Genomic DNA, 16197 nt, shown 5'->3' with positions numbered 1-16197 from the left:
GTTGGTGTCAACGCGGGGGGGGAGGCGGTTGCACGGCCCACCCCCACGGCGTTCAGTTCGCGGCCGCCTCCCGAACGGGCGCGAACGGGTGGTCAGGCGGACTGACCGGCCTTGCGGCGGGAGACGTGGACGGCCGCGGCGCCCAGGCTGATGGCGAGGCCCGCGCCCAGCGCGAGGTACGGGGTGGCCGGGTTCGAACCGGTCTCGGCCAGCTCGGCGGCCGAGGTGGTCGACGTGTTCGAGGTGGTCGAGGTGGTCGTCTTCGCCGAGGTGGCGGTCGTGCTCGTGGTGCTGCTCCTGGTGGTGCTCGCGTCGCCGGCCGTCGTGACGGCGGTGTCCGCGACCGGGGTGACGGCGCCCGGCTGCTGGGTGCCGGTGGAGTCGGCGGGGGCCGGCGGGGTGTCCTCCTTGGCGGGCTGCTGCGCGGCGGCGGCCTTGGCGTCGGCGAGGGCCTTGTCGGCGGTGGCCTTGGCGGCTGCGGCGGCCTTCTTGGCCTCGCCCAGCGTGTACAGCTTCCGGAGTTCGGCGACCCTGGCGTCGTCGAGGGCGTTGCCGGCGGCGGTCCTGGCCTTCTCCGCGGTGGCGTTGGCGGCGTCGGCGGCCTTGGCCGCTTCGGTGGCCTTGTGCAGGCGGGTCAGGATGGCGACCCGCTCGTCCTCCGTGGTCGCCGGGTCGTCGAGCTTCGCGGTGGCGGCGGTGGCCGCGGCCAGCTCCTTGTCGGCGGCGGCCTTGGCGGCGGCGGTCTCCTTGGCGGCGGCCCGGGCCGCTTCGAGCTTGCCCAGGTAGGGCTGCGAGTCGTTCATGAAGGCCTCGACCCTGGCCTGCTGTGCGGCCTCGGCGGCAACGGCCGCGTCGTACGCCGTGGCGGCGTCGGCGGCGGCCTTCTCCAGTGCGGCGATCGAAGCCGTGTCGTTCTGGGTCCGGGTCGTCGGCGCCGATTCCGCGAAGGCGGGTGCCGCGGAGAACACGGCGGCGGGCGAGACCACGGCGGCGATCATGGCAGCCGAAACCAGAGTACGGCGGAGGTTCACGGTGATCCCTTTCGGATCGAAGAACAGCAAAAGCCGTTGTCAGAGCGGTCATTACCGCTCAGCGGGCCGATCTTATGCATACGGGTTCTGTACGCTCCATGCCGATTTCCGGCAAGGAGGGAAGCCGCCGGACTTCCTGGTTCGCAACGGAACTGACGTCATGCCAGGCGCGGCAGGGCCCACCGGCCCGCGAGTGCCTCAGCGATGGCGTCCCGGCGGTGGCGTCCCGGCGATGGCATCCCGGCAACCGCGGCCCGGCAGCCGCGTCCCGACAACGGCGACCCGGCGACGGCGCCTCACCGCTGGTGCGGGAGCTCCACGCGGAAGGTGGCGCCGGTGCCGGGCGCGGTGTGCAGGGTGAGGGTGCCGCCGTGCGCGTGGGTGAGGGCGGTGGCGATGGCGAGGCCGAGGCCGGCGCCGCCGCCGTCGTGGCGGCTGCGGGAGGCGTCGACCCGGTAGAAGCGGTGGAAGACCAGGGCGGCCTGGTCGGCGGTGAGGCCGGGGCCGGAGTCGGCGACCTCCAGCAGGCAGAGGCCGTCCGCGGTGCCTACGCCGATCCGGACCGGGGTACCGGGCGGGGTGTGCTTGACGGCGTTGCCGACCAGGTTGGTGACCACCTGCCGCAGCCGGGCCTCGTCACCGAGGACGGGCGCCGGGCCGGGGGCGCCCGTCCCCGCGGGGCCGGTGAGGGCGACCGGGCGGGACGGGTCGAGGGCGGTGAGGTCGTGCAGGGCGTCCGCGGCGAGGGTGCGCAGGTCCATCGGGGCCAGGTCGAGTGGGCGCTCCTCGTCGATCCGGGCGAGCACCAGCAGGTCCTCGACCAGGGTGCCCATCCGGACGGCCTCGTTCTCGATCCGGGCCATCGTCCGCCGGACGTCGGCGTCGGTGGGCAGCGCGCCCATCCGGTACAGCTCGGCGAAGCCGCGGATGCCGGCCAGCGGGGTGCGCAGCTCGTGCGAGGCGTCGGCGACGAACCGCCGCATCCGCGCCTCGGACTCGGCGCGGGCGGCGAACGCGGCCTCGATCTGGGTGAGCATGCCGTTGAGCGCGATGGAGAGCCGGCCGACCTCGGTGGTCGGCGGGAGGGCGGGCATCCGGTGGGAGAGCTCGCCGGAGGCGATCAGTTCGGCGCCCGCCTCGATCCGGCGCAGCGGTCGCAGCCCGGCCCGGACGGCGAAGAACCCGAGCACCGCGATCAGCACCAGCACCGCGCCGCCGATTCCGAGGAAGGCGGTGCGCAGCCGTCCGACGGTGGCGTCGATGTCCTCGCGGGAGACGGCGACCATCAGGTACGCGGGGGTGGGGGTCGGCGCGGCGAAGGCGCTGGCCGGGGCGGACTGCCGCTGGAGCGGCAGGAGCAGCGCCCGCCAGGTGCGCTGGCCGCGCTGGTCGGGCAGGTCGAACGGGGTGTCGGCGGTGGTGGCCGCCGGGTCGAGTCCGGCCAGTTGCGGTGCCGGGTCGTTGTCGGAGACGGGCTGGCGGACGACCTGCTGGACCTTGCCGTCACCCGAGAGGTACTCGACGAGGTACTGGCTCGGCAGTGCCGCCAGGTAGTTCGGGGCGGACCGCCTGCCGGTGACGGACGGCTGCCTGTTGTCCGGCCAGGTGATCCGGCCGGGGGCGCGCTTCGAGAGCGGTTCGGCGAAGCGCTGGAGCTGCTCGTCGAGCCGCTGCACCAGCTGCATCCGGACGGTGCCGAGCACGACGGTGTCGCTGACGGCGAGCCCGGTGGTGACCAGGGCGAGTACCAGGACGAGCAGCCGGGCGCGCAGGGACAGCCGGGTGAGCATCGGAGGGGTTCCGTCAGTTCTGCGGGGGTCGGCGCAGCGCGTAGCCGATGCCGCGCACCGTGTGGATGAGCTTGGGGCCGTGGGCCGGCCCGGAGTCGAGCTTACGGCGCAGGTAGGAGATGTAGGACTCGACGATGGAGAGGTCGCCGCCGAAGTCGTACGCCCACACGTGGTCGAGGATCTGCGCCTTGGAGACCACCCGGCCGACGTTGGCCATCAGGTAGTGCAGCAGCTTGAACTCGGTGGGGGAGAGCGCGACGGAGGTGCCGCCGCGGGTGACCTCGTGGGCGACCGGGTCGAGGGTGAGGTCGGCGACGACCAGCCGGCCGTCCTCGGTGGGGCCGCCGGCCCGGCGCAGGATGGCGCGGATCCGGGCGATCAGCTCCTCCAGGCTGAACGGCTTGGTGACGTAGTCGTCGGCCCCGGCCGCCAGGCCCTGGACCTTGTCGCCGACGCCGTCCTTGGCGGTGAGGAAGAGCACCGGCAGGTGGTCGCCGTGGTGACCGTGGGCGGGGCCGGTGATCTGGCCGCGGCTGGTCTGCTCGCGCAGCCGCTCGACCACGGTGAAGCCGTCGAGGTCGGGGAGCATGACGTCGAGGACGACCAGGTCGGGGCGTTCGGCGGCGATCAGGTCGAGCGCCTCGGTGCCGCTGGCGGCGGAGGCGACCCGGAAACCGGAGAACCGGAGCGAGGCGGAGAGCAGCTCGCGGATGTTGGGTTCGTCGTCGACGACGAGGAGGAACGCCTCCCCCGGGCCGCCGGCCACCGCGGAGGTTCCTGGTGTGGACACAGTGCCTTGCACGGGGGTTCTGCCTCCCGGTCGGACGATGGTGTTCAGCTTGAGGCTAGCCCGGGGAGGCTATGCGCCATCGATGAATGTTGGATTAACACCTTATCGGGCGGAATCGAACGGACAGGCCTGGCGAGCGGCCTTCGATGGTGTGCGCACGGGCGGGGACGCCCCGGGCACCCCCGGCGCCCCGGGGGACGCCTGCGGCCGGGGAGGGCCTCCGGCGGGCGGGCGGCGGCCGGTGGCCCGGTGACGGTCCACGGAGCGGGCTCACGGGCGGCCTCCCTCACGGGGCCGTCCGTGCGGGTCGGGCGGACGACGCACCGCGGCGGACCGCGGCCGCCCGGGATGTGACGTACGCCACCCCGCCGTTCGGCCACCGGTCGCCGCCTTCCTCCGCCGCTGCCGTTCTCTGCCGCTGCCGTTCTCTGCCGCCGCCTTTCTCCGCCGCTGCCGTTCTCTGCCGCCGCCTTTCTCCGCCGCTGCCGTTCTCTGCCGCCGTTCTCTGCCGCCGCCGCTTTCCGTCCCCTGACGGGACGACCGGCCCGGCGGACGCCGCCGAGGGGCGCACCGCCGGAGCGACCGCACCCGGCGCCGTCGGCGCGATCCAGGCGGTCCACGCCGTCCGCCCGGGCGGCCCGGCAGGCCCGGGGCCGCCCGCAGCCGCGGCCGCGGTGTCGCTCGCGCAGCCAACGGCTCTGCGGGGACGCGCGGTTGAGATCGCCACCCGGGCACCCCGCGCAGTATGACCGTGATCACATCCGGCCCTCGCGAGCCGTCGCGATGCCGCCCCCACCGCGTCTGCGTCTTCGGGGGTCTGTTCACGAACGGCTAGGAGGCCGGACTGTGCGTGCTCAGCAAGGGGCCGAGAAGGAGAAGCCCGGACAGCGGCGGTGGCGCCCGCTGCCGCGGATCGACTACCCGCGCAGAGGGCGGCGCGGAGTCCGTCGCTGGCTCCCGTCCTGGCGGCAACTGCTCCTGGTCGCGGCGGCCGGGGCGGCGGTCCTGACGGGATGGCTGGCCTGGTTCTTCGTGAACACCAAGGTCCCGGAGGACATGAACTCCTTCGCCACCCAGCAGAACAACGTCTACTACTGGGCGGACGGCACCGAGATGGCGCGGATCGGCGAGGTCAACCGGCAGGACGTGCCGCTCGACCGGGTGCCGGAGCCGGTGCAGTGGGCCGTACTGGCCGCCGAGAACGAGACCTTCTACTCGGATCCGGGGATCTCGTTCACCGGCATCGGCCGCGCGGTCTACCAGATGGGCTCGGGCGGCGACACCCAGGGCGGCTCGACCATCACCCAGCAGTACGTCAAGAACAGCTATCTGAACCAGCGCCAGGACATGTCCCGCAAGCTCAGCGAGATCGTCATCGCGATCAAACTGGACCACCGGATGAGCAAGCGGGACATCCTGACCGGCTATCTGAACACCAGTTGGTTCGGGCGCGGCAGCTACGGCATCGAACGCGCCGCGGCGGCGTACTACGGCAAGGACGTCTCGCAGCTCGACCCGAGCGAGGGCGCGTTCCTGGCAGCCCTGCTGAAGGGGGCCGGGCAGTTCGATCCGGCGCTCAGCGCGGACAACCACCGGCGGGCCGAGGACCGGTGGTCCTGGATCCTGGACCGGATGGTGGAGGTCGGCAAGCTCTCCGCGGCCGAGCGCGCCAAGTACACGGTGTTCCCCGAGCCCCGGCCCCAGCCGAAGGCGGCCGGACTGAGCGGCCAGGTCGGGTACCTGGTGGACATGGCCAGGAACTACGTGGAGGGCCACAGCGACATCACGGCGGCCCAGTTCGACCTCGGCGGCCACCAGATACACACCACGTTCGAGAAGCCGAGGGTCGACGCCCTGGCCGCCGCGGTGCAGGACGCCACCAAGGGGATCGACCCCGCCAACCGCGACGCCGACCGGTTCCTGCGGGTCGGCGCCGCCTCGGTGGCCCCCGATGGGAGAATCGTCGCGCTCTACGGCGGCCCCGACTACCTGAAGCAGGGCTTCAACAACGCCAACACCTCCTCGGTGCCGATCGGTTCGGCCTTCACCCCGCTGGTGTACGCCGCCGGGCTCAGCCAGGGCGTGCAGCGCCAACGGGACGGCGACCGCACCCCGGTGCTGCCCACCACCACCTACAACGGCAACAACGGCGTGAACGTGATGACCCCGGAGGGGCCGTACTGGGGGCGCGACGGGAAGATCGTGAAGACCGCCAACGACGGCAGGAGGGACTGGGGCACGGTCACCCTGAGGAGCGCGGTGGAGCAGTCCGTCAACGGGCCCATGATGCAGCTCGGCATGGATGTCGGCCTGGACCGCGTGCAGAAGACCGCCGCGGACCTGGGCCTGCTCCCGGCCAGCATCGGCGAGCTGGTGCCGGCCTTCGGGGTCGGGAACTCCACGCCGAGCGCGATCAGGACCGCCGACGCGTACGCCGCCTTCGCGGCGGGAGGCAGCCACACGGACCCCTACTCGGTGCTCGGCATCACCCGCAACCGCGCGCCGCTCGCGCTGCGCCTGCCGACCGCCGTGCAGGCGCTGACCCCAACGGCCGCCGGGGAGGTGGACGCGGCGCTCAAGGACGCGGTCCGCACCGGGAGCGCCACGCCGGCGGCGGGGGCCGGGCCGGACCTGGCCGGGAAGCCCGGTACCACCGCGGACCGCACGGCGGGGTGGTTCGTCGGCTACAACGGGCAGGTGTCCACGGCCGTCACCGTCTTCCGGGCGGACCTGAAGGACATGAAGCTGCTCTCACTGGAGGGGGTGGGCGGCGCGGCCCCGGACACCCCGGACTCCGAGCTGCCCACCCGGATCTGGACCTCGTACATGAGGACGGCCGGCGGCCAGGAGAGCCGGGCGGACGCGAGTCGCCGGTAGGGGCGGCCGGGCGGCGCGGGCGGCAGCGGGCCCCGCGGCCGCCCGGGCCGGGTCACTTGACCAGGCGCGCCCAGTCGGCCGGCTGCCCGGGGTCCAGCTGGCGCAGCTTGTCGAGCACCTTGGGGTCCTGGGCGTCCAGCCAGTCGGCGACCTGGCGGAACGAGACGCAGCGGACGCCGTCGCGCTTGCAGACGCTCTTCATCACGTCCTCGATGGCCTGCATGTAGATGCCGCCGTTCCAGGTCTCGAAGTGGTTCCCGATGAAGAGCGGGGCCCGGCTGCCGTTGTAGACCCGCTCGAAGCCGGCGAGGTAGGTGTCCCGGGTCTCCTTCTCCCACGCGGCGTACTTCTTCGGGTCGCCCTTGGTGCTGTCCCCGGACTGGCCGGCGAGGAAGTTGAAGTCCATCGCGAGGCCCTGGGTCGACCTGCCCGGGTAGGGCAGCAGCTGGAGCGGGAAGTTCCAGATGCCCTCCTTCTTGCCGGGCCAGACCTGGAACTCGCCCGGCGAGCTGGCGTCGTACCGGAAGCCGGCCGCCTTCTCGGCCGGGAGCAGGGCCTTCTGGCCCTCCAGGCAGGGTGCGCGGCCTCCGACCAGCTCCTTGGTGTAGTCGAAGGGCAGCGGTGGGAGGTCCTTGAAGCCGGTGTTGGTCTTCCAGTTGGTGACGAAGGAGACCGCCTGGTCGAGCTCGCTCTTCCACTCCTCGGTGGTCCAGGCGCCGCCGCCCTTGTCGCCGCAGAAGTGCCCGTTGAAGTGGGTGCCGATCTCGTTCCCGGCCTGCCAGGCCAGGCGCAGTTGCTCCAGGGTGTCCTTGATGTGGGCGTCGGTGGCGAAGTCGATGGAGGCCGCGCCGACGTCGTGCTGCGGCGGACGGTAGAGCGCGCGCCGGGACTTGGGCACGGTGTAGATGCCGCTGAGGAAGAACGTCATCCGGGCGTCGTTCTCCTCGCCCAGCTTCCGGAAGCGCGAGAACAGGTGGTCGTCGCCCTCCAGCGCCCCGTCCCAGGAGAACACCACGAACTGCGGCGGCTTCTCGCCGGGCTTCAGCTTCTCGGGCGTGGGCTGGCGGGGCTGCGGACCGGTGTAGGAGGTGGAACCGTCGCCGAGCACCTTGACCTGGCCGTCCCAGGTCGGCGAGGGGCCGGCGCTCGGACTGCCGTCGGGGCCGGCGCCGGGGCTGCCGGACGGCGTGTCGCTCGGGCCGGGTGTAGGGGTCGAGGCAGTGACGTCGGCGGCGGTCGGTCTGTCCTGGCGGGAGTCTCCCGTGGCCAGGGTGGCCGCGACGACCCCCACTGCCAGCAGGACGGCCACGCCGCGAACAGTCCGCACCGTTCCCTCGCTTCTCCGACACAAGTCAGATGATGTTCGGAAATTTCAGCCTTACAGTTCGATCATCAGAACACTTTGTTCGATAGCTGTCGAGGCGGAGACGCCCCGGGCGGCCGGATTACCACGGTCTAACTGCCCTGTCGCGCAAGGAATCTGACGACGGATGGGCTTTTCGGGCAGGTCCTCCGGCCTCGGCGTCCGGGCCGACCGGGCAACCGCCGGCCCGAACGTCGACAGGAGCGTCGGCAGGAGGCCGTGCAGGTCCGGCCCGGGTGACCGGCCCTTCGGCCGCCGGACGGGCCGCGCAGACGCGCGAAGGCCCCCGCCCACCAGGGGCGAGGGCCTCGCGAAACGTCCGGAGGCTGCGGGGTCAGCCGCCGGACGGGCCTCGGTTCCCGCCGCCGAAGCCGCCCGCCCCGCCGAAGCCGGAGGCGCCCTCGACGAGCTGGGTGGCGTTGTAGCCGCCGTTCGCGTCCGGCGTGCCCATCACGGTGACGCTCTGGCCGGGCTGGAGGTCGGTGACCTTGCCCTCCTTGTTGAGCTGCACCTTGGTGGCGTCGCCGGTGGTCACCTTGACGGTGTTGCCGTTGGCGTCGGTGAGGTAGACCGTGGTGCCGTCGACGGCCTTGACCGTGCCGCGGGTGAAGCCGCCCTGGCCGCCGCCGCCCGGACCGCCCTGGCCCGCGCCCTGGCCGCCCTGGCCGCCCTGGCCGTTGCGGCGGTTGCCGTTCTGGCCGGGGGCCGCGCCGGGCCCACGCTGCTGCTGGCCGCCGGCGGCGACCGCCCGGCCGGACCCGCCGGAGCCGTTGTCCTTCTCGTACCAGACACCGCCCGCGAAGGCGGCCGTGGCGATCACCGCACCCCCCAGGGCGAGGCTCAGCCAGGGCAGCTTGCGGCGCGGGGGCGCGGCCAGTTCCGCGGTGACGTCCCGGGCGTCCGGCGCGGTGGAGAGCAGGGTGACCTGCTCGGCCGGGGTGCGCGGCTCGTTCTCGTTGCTCATGGGTGTCTCGTCCTACTCGTGGGCTGCTCGTGGGCTGCGTACGGGCTGCGCGTGGTCACTCGTGCCGGAGGGCGTCGATCGGGCGCAGCGAGGCGGCCCGGTTGGCGGGGTAACTGCCGAAGAACAGCCCGATGGCGACGGCGATGCCGAACGCACCGAGCACCGATTCGGGGATCACCACCGGCTTGATGCCGACGATGCTGAAGTGGGAGCCGGCGATCCCGGTCAGCACGCCGAGCCCGGCGCCGATCACCGAGAGCAGGGTGGACTCGGTGAGGAACTGCCCGAGGATCACCCCGCGCGGCGCGCCGAGCGCCTTGCGGATGCCGATCTCCCTGGTCCGCTCGGTGACGGTGACCAGCATGATGTTGGTGATGCCGATCCCGCCGACCAGCAGCGAGATCGCGGCCACCGCGCCCAGCAGCACCGTGAAGGTCTTCGTGGTGGACTCGCGGGCGGTGAGCAGCGAGGCCTGGTTGCTGATCCGGAAGTCCGCCTTGCTCGGGTCGGCGATCGCGTGGGTGCCGAGCAGCACCCGGGTGATCTCGGACTGCGCCTCGGTGGTGGTGTCCGCGGAGGTGGCCTGCACCAGGATCTGGTTGACCGAGCCGAAGCCGGTGAAGGCGTTCTGCACGGTCGGCAGCGGGGCGATCACCACGTCGTCCGGGTCGGTGAAGCCGGTGCCGCCCTTGGCCTGGAGCACGCCGACCACGGTGAGCGGGGTGCCGCCGACGGTGATCTGCTTGCCGACCGGGTCGGCGGTGGCGAACAGCTGCTTGGCGGTGGTGGCGCCGAGCACGGCGACCTTCCGGGAGCCGAGCACGTCGTCGTTGGAGAAGTACTCGCCGTGGCCGATCTTCTGGTTGGCCGTCTCGAAGTACGCCGGGTAGGTGCCGACGATCGAGCCCGGGCTGTACGAGATGTCCCCGTACAGCGCGGTGCCGCTGGTCGTGACCACCGGCGCGACGGACTTGATCGCGGTCGCCTCGGTGTCGCTCGCCAGCGCCTTGGCGTCGGCGACCGTGAGCTTCTTCGTGGTGGACGCGGTGCGCGAGCCGCCGAAGGACGCGCCGGAGCTGACCGTCAGCGAGTTGGTGCCGAGCGAGGTGATCGACTCCTTGACCGCCTCCGAGGAGCCGTTGCCGACCGCGAGCAGCAGGATCACCGACGCGACGCCGATCAGCACCCCGAGCATGGTCAGGGCGGAGCGCACCTTGTTGGCCGCCAGGCCGCCGACGGCGAAGCGGAGCATCTGCCAGAGGATCACGCGAGCACCCCCCGGGCTTCGGACGCGGCGCGCAGGGCGGGCGGCGGCCCCTCCACCGGGGCCTGCCGGACGTCGCTGATGATCGCGCCGTCGACCAGCCGGAGCACCCGCTTGGCGTGCAGCGCGACCTCGTCCTCGTGGGTGATCAGCACGACCGTGCGGCCGGTCGCGTTGAGGCCGTCGATGATCGCCAGCACCTCCTCGGTCGAGCGGCTGTCCAGGTTTCCGGTGGGCTCGTCGGCGAGCAGCATCGCCGGGGCGGTGACCAGGGCCCGGGCCACCGCGACGCGCTGCTGCTGACCGCCGGAGAGCTCGTTGGGCCGGTGCCCGGCACGCTCGGCCAGGCCGACCAGCGACAGCGCGGCCAGCGCCCGGCGGCGCCGTTCGGCGGCCCGCACGCCCGCGTAGGCGAGCGGCAGCTCGACCTGGGCGAGCGCGGTGGTGCGGGGGACGAGGTTGAAGGACTGGAAGATGAAGCCGATCTTGCGGTTGCGGACCAGGGAGAGCTGCTGCTCGTCCAGGTGTCCGACGTCGATGCCGTCCAGCAGGTAGCGGCCCGAGGTCGGGACGTCCAGGCAGCCCAGGATGTTCATCAGGGTGGACTTGCCGGAGCCCGAACTGCCCATCACCGCGACGAAGTCGCCCTGCTCGATGTCCAGGCCGACGCCCAGCGGCTCCCCGGTGGCCGGGTCGGACGGGCCGCGCAGCGCGTGCACGGTGGCGTCGCCGTGTCCGTAGGACTTGGTCAGGCTGCGGATCTGGATGACCGGTGGTGGTGCGGAGGGCACCCGGTTGTCGATGACGTGGCGCCTCATCCGCGGTTACCGCCTCGGCCCGCGCCGCCGCCACCGGCACCGCCGGCGGCGCCGCCGATCCCGGCCACACCGGCGCCGCCCGCTCCGCCGCCCCGGCCGCCCTGGCCGCCGTTCGCGCCCGGGAAGGAGCCGTTCGGGAAGCCGTTGGTGCCGCTGGTGGTGGCGAGTTCGACCTTGTCGCCCTCCTTCAGACCGGAGACCACCTGCACGGTGGTGTCGCCCTCGACGCCCACGCCGACATCGACCCGCTCGGTCGTCCCGTCCGGGTGCACCACGGTCGCGGTCCGGCTGCTGCCGGTGCCGGCCAGCGCCGCGGTGGGCAGCGAGAGGGCGTTGTCGGCCTCGCCGGTGACCACCGAGACGGTCGCGCTGAGCCCGGTCCGCAGCTTGCTGGTGTCCCCGGTGATCTGCAGCGTCGCCGCGTACTGGACGGCGGCCGCGCCGCCGCTCCCGCCGCTGCTCGCCGGGAGCGAACTGACCGACAGCACGGTGGCGTTGAGCTTGGTGTCGGACTGCGCGTTCAGGGTGACGGTGGCCGCCTCGCCCTTCTTCAGCTTGAGCGAGTCCAGCTCGGAGAAGTTGGCGCTGACCTGCATCCCGGTCGGGTTGGTCAGCACGATGAAGCCGCTCGGGGCGGCCGAAGTCGTGGTGCTGCCGGTGGACTTGGCGCTTCCCGAGGTGGTTGAGGTCCCCCCGCCCACGGTGTCGCCGGCCTTGCCCGAGATGGACGCGACCGTACCGTCCACCGAGGCGGTGAGCGTCGTCCCGGCCAGCGCCGCCTGGGCGTTGGAGAGGTTGGTCTGCGCGGTGGCCACCTGCTGCTGGGCCTGGGCCACCGCGGCGTCGTCCACCTTGGTGGTGGTGATGGTGGTGGTCTGCGGAGCGGGCGCACTGCTCGCGCCCGCTCCGCGTTCCCCACCGCCCGCGCCGCCGCCACCGCTGGACGGCTGCGCGGTCGCCGGGATCTGCTGGGTCGTCGTGGTGGTGACCCCGGCCTGGGCCTTGGTGAGGTTGGCGTTCGCCGTGTTCAGTGCGGACTGGGCGGCGTCCACCTGCTGCTGGGCGGTCGTGGTGTCGACGGTCGCCAGAACCTGCCCCTTCTTGACGCTGTCGCCCACCGCGACCTTGACGGCGGTGAGCTTCCCGCCCGTGGTGAAGTCCTGGGCCGCGTCGGTGGGCGAGGCCAGGGTGCCCGTTCCGGACACGGTGGCCAGGACCGTGCCCTTGGCCACGGTCGCGGTCCGGACCTGGGCCTTTCCGGACGACTTCTCGGTACCGCTGTCCAACGTGGTGTACGCCAGAGCCGCGGCGCCCACCAGGGCCACGCCGAGCGCGGAGTTCAGGAGGACGGCACCACGCCGTCGCGGGAGGACCTTCATGGCAGACAGCTTCCAGGGGCGCTCTTGCGGAGTCCTGGGCGCGCGCTGGGAGAACGCTGACCGGCCGAATCCGGGCATCCCGGGATGATCCACCCTGCTCACACAGTCGGCTTGGCGTGCCGCTGGCCGTCCGTTGACCGGACTCCCAGCAGACTCCCAGCCACCCCCAGCCATCCGGGAGCAGCCGGGGCGTGCGTCACGAGACCTCGGGGGTGGTGTCCGCGGACGGGCGGCACCGGCGCCGGCGCGGCGACCCAGCCCGGTCCGACCCGACCCGACCCGCCCCGGTCCGCACCGGTCCGACCCGACTGGCAGCCGGGTCGGACCGGTGCTTCCATGAAACGTGCCGCAGTGACCGTGCATCTCGTGAATGCGCCCGAGGCCGGACCGCTCATCCCTTGCCACCCGATCTCCGTCCGGTCCGGCTTTCTCTGCGGGAGACCCCGGAACGCCTACCGGTACCCGGGGTACCGAAGGGAGCCGTTCATGGCCACGTACACCAAAGAGCCGTCCACCTGCGAGTCCGAGATCCTGTTCATCGGAACCACCGGGCTCAGACACCCCACCGTCCACCCCGACACCGTGGAGATGTACATCGACGTCGTTGCGCCCGACCACTGGAGCACCACGTACTTCGAAGAGGTCTCGCTCTACGTCGAGATCCTGACGGCGGGCGTGAAGCTGGCCCCGGGCGCTGCCGACGGCAACGCGACCGTCGGTGAATGGTCGGTCTGGGAGGGCGGCCAGTGGGTCGTCAAGGAGCCGGCCCGACCGCCCACGGATCGACTGCGACTGAGGCGGTTCAACGAACGCGTGACGGGTGGCGGCATCAACGGCCTGACCATCTACTTCGGCGTCACGGGCCTCCCCGAGGCCGGAGCGCTGGAGCTGAACGCCTACTGCGATGCGATCAAGGCCGTGTCCGAAACGAAGAGTTGCAGGATCCACATGCAGGACTTCCACGTGGGCCAGCAGCTGACGGGGTTCCTGGGCCGAACCCCCGCGTGAACGACCGGCCCGGCAGGTGCGCCTCGCACGGCGCCTCGCCGCACAGCCCGGGGGCGGTGGACGCCCGACCGTCCGGCCGGCGTCCACCGCCCCGCCCACGCTAGGCCGCAGCGCCGCCCTTGCGGCGGCGGAGCAGCACGACGGCGGCGGTGCCGGCCAGCAGCGTGGCCGCGCCCACGCCCGCGATCACCGGCGTCGCGGAGGACGACCCGGTCTCGGCGAGCCGCCCGGCGACCGGGAGCTGGGTCCGCTCGTTGCGCGGGACGTCCTTGCCGGCCTTGGTGACACCCGGCAGGGCCGCCGCGTCCGCGGGGGTCACCGGGGTGGGCTTGGCGTCCTCCGGCTTCCCGGCCGGGGTGCCGGCGGCGTTGACGGTGAACTTGAAGAGGTTCACGTGGCCGAAGTCGCAGTCGCCGTTCTCGCTGAGCGAGTAACCGCTGGTGAGGAAGAAGCCGTTGGCGGTGGGGGCCTTGGCGTCGGCCTTGATCCGCATCTTGGCCTCGACGTACTCGCCGGCCTTGATGGTGCGGGCGGTCGCGAAGAAGCCCCACTCGTCGTAGCGGTAGGCGTTCTTCCACTGCTTGGCGGCGGAGTCGTACCACTCGACGGTGACCAGCAGCTCGCTGACGTCCTTGACCGCGAGGCCGTCGGTGCCCATGTGCAGGTCCAGGTCGACCTGGATGAGGGTCTGGGACGTGGTGTTGCTCGCGCGGTAGGTGAACTCGTGCCAGCCGGAACCGGCTTCGAGCTTGGAGGGCAGGCCGGGCAGCGAGGTGTCGATCGGCCGCTTGTCGGCGACGGGCCAGTTCTTGCACTCGCTGGGGAAGGCGGTCTTGAGGTCCGACGGCGTCGCGCCGGAGGTCGGCGTGGACGGCCCGGCGGACGGCGAGGCCGAGCCGGTGGAGGCGCCCGCGGAGGGGGTGCCCTTGGGCGGCTTGGTCGCGGAGGCGGAGGCGGAGGCGGACGGCGAGGCCGATCCGGTGGGTGCGGCGGCCGAGGGCGAGCCCGACGCGGCCGGCGAGGCCGGGGCGGCGGACGTGGCCGAGGCGGAGGGGCTCGCGCTGGACGTGGCGGTGGGGCCGGTGGTCGCGGTCGCGGAGGCGGCCGGAGCGGTCGCCAGCGCGACCGACCCCAGGACCACCGCGGTCGCGGCCGACGCCCAGACACGGCGGAGGTTCATCAGCGTTTTCGCTCTTTCCGAGTGAAGGAAGGTTCCCTCTCTGACCGGTGGGGCCAGAGTGAACCGGTTGGACGTCGGTTAGACCGTCCGGACGCCGATTGGTTGTAGACGATAGGTCAGTTGATAGCCAGATCACACGAAGGCGCCACGGCAGCCGCCGCCCCCGGGGCGGCCTGGCGCAGGCATCGCCGCACGACTCGAACCTCGGTTGTGCCCGTCGCTGCCTGGGAGTAGGAAGTCGGACCCGCCGACTTCCTACTCCGCGGAGGTCCTGGTGGCAGAAGTCGAATTGAAGTCAAGGTCGGTGGAGGTCCACAGAGACAGCCGGTGGCTCCTCGCACGGAGCGAGGGGCCACCGGAACCACCAGGCTTGCCTAGTCCAGCAGGTGACGGCACCAGGAGAGGGCGTGGTTCGCGAGCCTGGCCAGGTGCGGGGGTGCATCGGAGCGTGACGCCCTCACGGCGCGGATCCCAGCGGTGGCCACAGCGAACGCGACGATGTCCTCCTCGCCGACCTCCTCCCATACGCCCACCGTGCGCGCCCACCGCTCGGCCGAGGTGGGGGTGTGTCCCTCGCCGATCAGCCGCATCACCATGAACGCGGTATCGACCCAGCTTGCTGCCCGACCGGCGCGCGCCCAGTCGACAACGTGCAATCGGTGCCCGTCGTCCACCAGCAGGTTGTACTTCGACAGGTCGCAGTGAGCGAGGGTGTCACCCGCGACCGCCCGGGGGCCGCGCTTCTCCCAGAGGACCAGCTGGTCCAGCCGGTCGGCCGCCCACGGATCGAGGCCACCTTGGGTCGCCAACCGGTCCCAGGCCGCGAACCGCTCCCACCGCTTCGACAGCGACAGCGTGCCGACCTCGGGCACAGGGGTGAGCCGGTCGGCAGCATCCGACAGCGTCCGGGCCACTGCCGGCAGATCGGGCGATCCCGGAGAGAGGTCGGCGACGCGGCCACTCACGTACTCGAAGCCGAGCAGTTGCCACCCCGACGCGCTCACCTCCCACATCAACGCAGGAGAAGTGAACGTCACATGCGGGTTGGCGGCCGCCTCGACTCGACACTGCAGACGAGCGTCACGGCTGTCCTCCATGCCCTTGCAGAACACCCTTTGGCCGTCCGGGCAGTGCAGCACGGCGGCGAAGTGGCTGGAGAGCCCGAAAGGAACGTCGTCCACGGCCAGGGGTGCGCCCGCCCGGTCGGCCACGGCACGTCGTACCGCCTCGGGTAGCTCGTGCCACTTCAGCCTCCGCTTCACCTCAGCCTCCTGGGAGCGCCGGTACTACTTCTTGCCACCGGAGTTGGGGCTGTCCGTGCATCCGGCATGGCACTGGGTGCAGTCGGCCAGGTTCGGCCAAAGCTCGCGGTCCACGACGAAGTGGGCCGCCTCGATGTAGCTGATGGTGTCCGGCCTGGCGTGCTTGTCGTCCTCGCCGTCGGTGGGGACGTGGTGGATGTACTCGACGCCGAGGGTTTCGCACAGGCCGAAGTAGAGGACGGTGTCCTCGATCAGTTTGTGCCAGCCCTTGTCCACCTGCTTGGAGGGCGACAGCCTCACGTCGCGGTGGCGGACAGCGGTGGCGAGGAACGCCAAGGCCTGGTCCAGGATCCGCCGGGCCATGTCCGGGGTTTCGCCGTCCTTCACGAGCCGGGCGGCAATGCACTCGAAGGTGTCGCTGTCGAGCAACGACGATCCGCTGATCCGTTCTGCGCTCGCAGTGGTCACAGT

13 protein-coding genes are annotated in these 16197 nt (G+C 72.2%); 2 read left to right on the top strand and 11 right to left on the bottom strand.

What is annotated here, in order from left to right; translation table 11 throughout:
- Nucleotides 1–92 precede the first annotated feature (92 nt).
- From ACFC1F_RS02880 to ACFC1F_RS02870, 3 genes are all read right to left on the bottom strand, one after another.
- Nucleotides 93–998 carry an LAETG motif-containing sortase-dependent surface protein gene (locus ACFC1F_RS02880; protein WP_376155185.1) on the bottom strand — a complete coding sequence of 302 codons (906 nt, stop codon included), beginning with the start codon at nucleotides 996–998 and terminating at the stop codon, nucleotides 93–95.
- 329 nt (nucleotides 999–1327) lie between these two features.
- Entirely contained in the window at nucleotides 1328–2821 is a 1494-nt protein-coding gene (locus ACFC1F_RS02875; protein ID WP_209415560.1) for a cell wall metabolism sensor histidine kinase WalK, read from the bottom strand.
- 13 nt (nucleotides 2822–2834) lie between these two features.
- Entirely contained in the window at nucleotides 2835–3611 is a 777-nt protein-coding gene (locus tag ACFC1F_RS02870) for a response regulator transcription factor (RefSeq protein ID WP_307853375.1), read from the bottom strand.
- A gap of 846 nt (nucleotides 3612–4457) precedes the next feature.
- On the opposite strand from ACFC1F_RS02870, the gene ACFC1F_RS02865 reads away from it, so the two are divergent.
- Nucleotides 4458–6488, top strand: a complete 2031-nt coding sequence (locus tag ACFC1F_RS02865; RefSeq protein WP_376155183.1) for a transglycosylase domain-containing protein — start codon at nucleotides 4458–4460, stop codon at nucleotides 6486–6488.
- A 52-nt stretch (nucleotides 6489–6540) separates the two neighbouring features.
- Here the strand turns inward: ACFC1F_RS02865 and ACFC1F_RS02860 are convergent, their stop codons facing one another.
- The 5 genes from ACFC1F_RS02860 to ACFC1F_RS02840 all read right to left on the bottom strand — a co-directional run bounded on the left by ACFC1F_RS02860 (nucleotide 6541) and on the right by ACFC1F_RS02840 (nucleotide 12276).
- On the bottom strand, nucleotides 6541–7815 hold the full coding sequence (locus tag ACFC1F_RS02860; RefSeq protein ID WP_376155181.1) for a hypothetical protein: 1275 nt from the start codon (nucleotides 7813–7815) through the stop codon (nucleotides 6541–6543).
- Between the two features lie 370 nt (nucleotides 7816–8185).
- Nucleotides 8186–8815 carry a hypothetical protein gene (locus tag ACFC1F_RS02855; protein ID WP_376155179.1) on the bottom strand — a complete coding sequence of 210 codons (630 nt, stop codon included), beginning with the start codon at nucleotides 8813–8815 and terminating at the stop codon, nucleotides 8186–8188.
- A 55-nt stretch (nucleotides 8816–8870) separates the two neighbouring features.
- Nucleotides 8871–10082 (bottom strand): ABC transporter permease, encoded by a 1212-nt coding sequence (locus tag ACFC1F_RS02850; RefSeq protein WP_376155177.1) that lies wholly within the window; start codon nucleotides 10080–10082, stop codon nucleotides 8871–8873.
- Nucleotides 10079–10897, bottom strand: a complete 819-nt coding sequence (locus ACFC1F_RS02845; RefSeq protein WP_209415555.1) for an ABC transporter ATP-binding protein — start codon at nucleotides 10895–10897, stop codon at nucleotides 10079–10081. The genes ACFC1F_RS02850 and ACFC1F_RS02845 overlap by 4 nt, the downstream gene beginning before the upstream one ends.
- Nucleotides 10894–12276 carry an efflux RND transporter periplasmic adaptor subunit gene (locus ACFC1F_RS02840; protein WP_376155175.1) on the bottom strand — a complete coding sequence of 461 codons (1383 nt, stop codon included), beginning with the start codon at nucleotides 12274–12276 and terminating at the stop codon, nucleotides 10894–10896. The genes ACFC1F_RS02845 and ACFC1F_RS02840 overlap by 4 nt, the downstream gene beginning before the upstream one ends.
- 486 nt (nucleotides 12277–12762) lie before the next feature.
- On the opposite strand from ACFC1F_RS02840, the gene ACFC1F_RS02835 reads away from it, so the two are divergent.
- Nucleotides 12763–13284: a hypothetical protein gene (locus tag ACFC1F_RS02835; protein WP_376155173.1), complete on the top strand. Its 522-nt coding sequence runs from the start codon at nucleotides 12763–12765 to the stop codon at nucleotides 13282–13284.
- Between the two features lie 100 nt (nucleotides 13285–13384).
- Here ACFC1F_RS02835 and ACFC1F_RS02830 read toward each other — a convergent pair whose 3' ends face one another.
- The 3 genes from ACFC1F_RS02830 to ACFC1F_RS02820 all read right to left on the bottom strand — a co-directional run bounded on the left by ACFC1F_RS02830 (nucleotide 13385) and on the right by ACFC1F_RS02820 (nucleotide 16194).
- The gene (locus tag ACFC1F_RS02830; RefSeq protein WP_376155171.1) at nucleotides 13385–14464 is read right to left on the bottom strand and encodes an LAETG motif-containing sortase-dependent surface protein; all 1080 of its coding nucleotides are present in this window, start codon (nucleotides 14462–14464) and stop codon (nucleotides 13385–13387) included.
- Between the two features lie 374 nt (nucleotides 14465–14838).
- Nucleotides 14839–15726, bottom strand: a complete 888-nt coding sequence (locus ACFC1F_RS02825) for a phosphotransferase (protein ID WP_376155170.1) — start codon at nucleotides 15724–15726, stop codon at nucleotides 14839–14841.
- 24 nt (nucleotides 15727–15750) lie between these two features.
- On the bottom strand, nucleotides 15751–16194 hold the full coding sequence (locus tag ACFC1F_RS02820) for a glycine-rich domain-containing protein (RefSeq protein WP_376155168.1): 444 nt from the start codon (nucleotides 16192–16194) through the stop codon (nucleotides 15751–15753).
- Nucleotides 16195–16197 lie beyond the last annotated feature (3 nt).

The sequence above is a fragment of the Kitasatospora sp. NPDC056181 genome (assembly GCF_042266225.1).
In the GTDB taxonomy this organism is placed as follows: domain Bacteria; phylum Actinomycetota; class Actinomycetes; order Streptomycetales; family Streptomycetaceae; genus Kitasatospora.
The sequence above is the reverse complement of the archived record's forward strand: the minus strand, read 5'-3'. Positions and strand labels throughout refer to the sequence as shown.

Coding starts and splice junctions, on each gene's coding strand:
- ACFC1F_RS02840 (WP_376155175.1), bottom strand. CDS start 12,276: ATGAAGGTCCTCCCGCGACGGCGTGGTGCCGTCCTCCTGAACTCCGCG.
- ACFC1F_RS02845 (WP_209415555.1), bottom strand. CDS start 10,897: ATGAGGCGCCACGTCATCGACAACCGGGTGCCCTCCGCACCACCACCG.
- ACFC1F_RS02875 (WP_209415560.1), bottom strand. CDS start 2,821: ATGCTCACCCGGCTGTCCCTGCGCGCCCGGCTGCTCGTCCTGGTACTC.
- ACFC1F_RS02835 (WP_376155173.1), top strand. CDS start 12,763: ATGGCCACGTACACCAAAGAGCCGTCCACCTGCGAGTCCGAGATCCTG.
- ACFC1F_RS02830 (WP_376155171.1), bottom strand. CDS start 14,464: ATGAACCTCCGCCGTGTCTGGGCGTCGGCCGCGACCGCGGTGGTCCTG.
- ACFC1F_RS02855 (WP_376155179.1), bottom strand. CDS start 8,815: ATGAGCAACGAGAACGAGCCGCGCACCCCGGCCGAGCAGGTCACCCTG.
- ACFC1F_RS02880 (WP_376155185.1), bottom strand. CDS start 998: ATGATCGCCGCCGTGGTCTCGCCCGCCGCCGTGTTCTCCGCGGCACCC.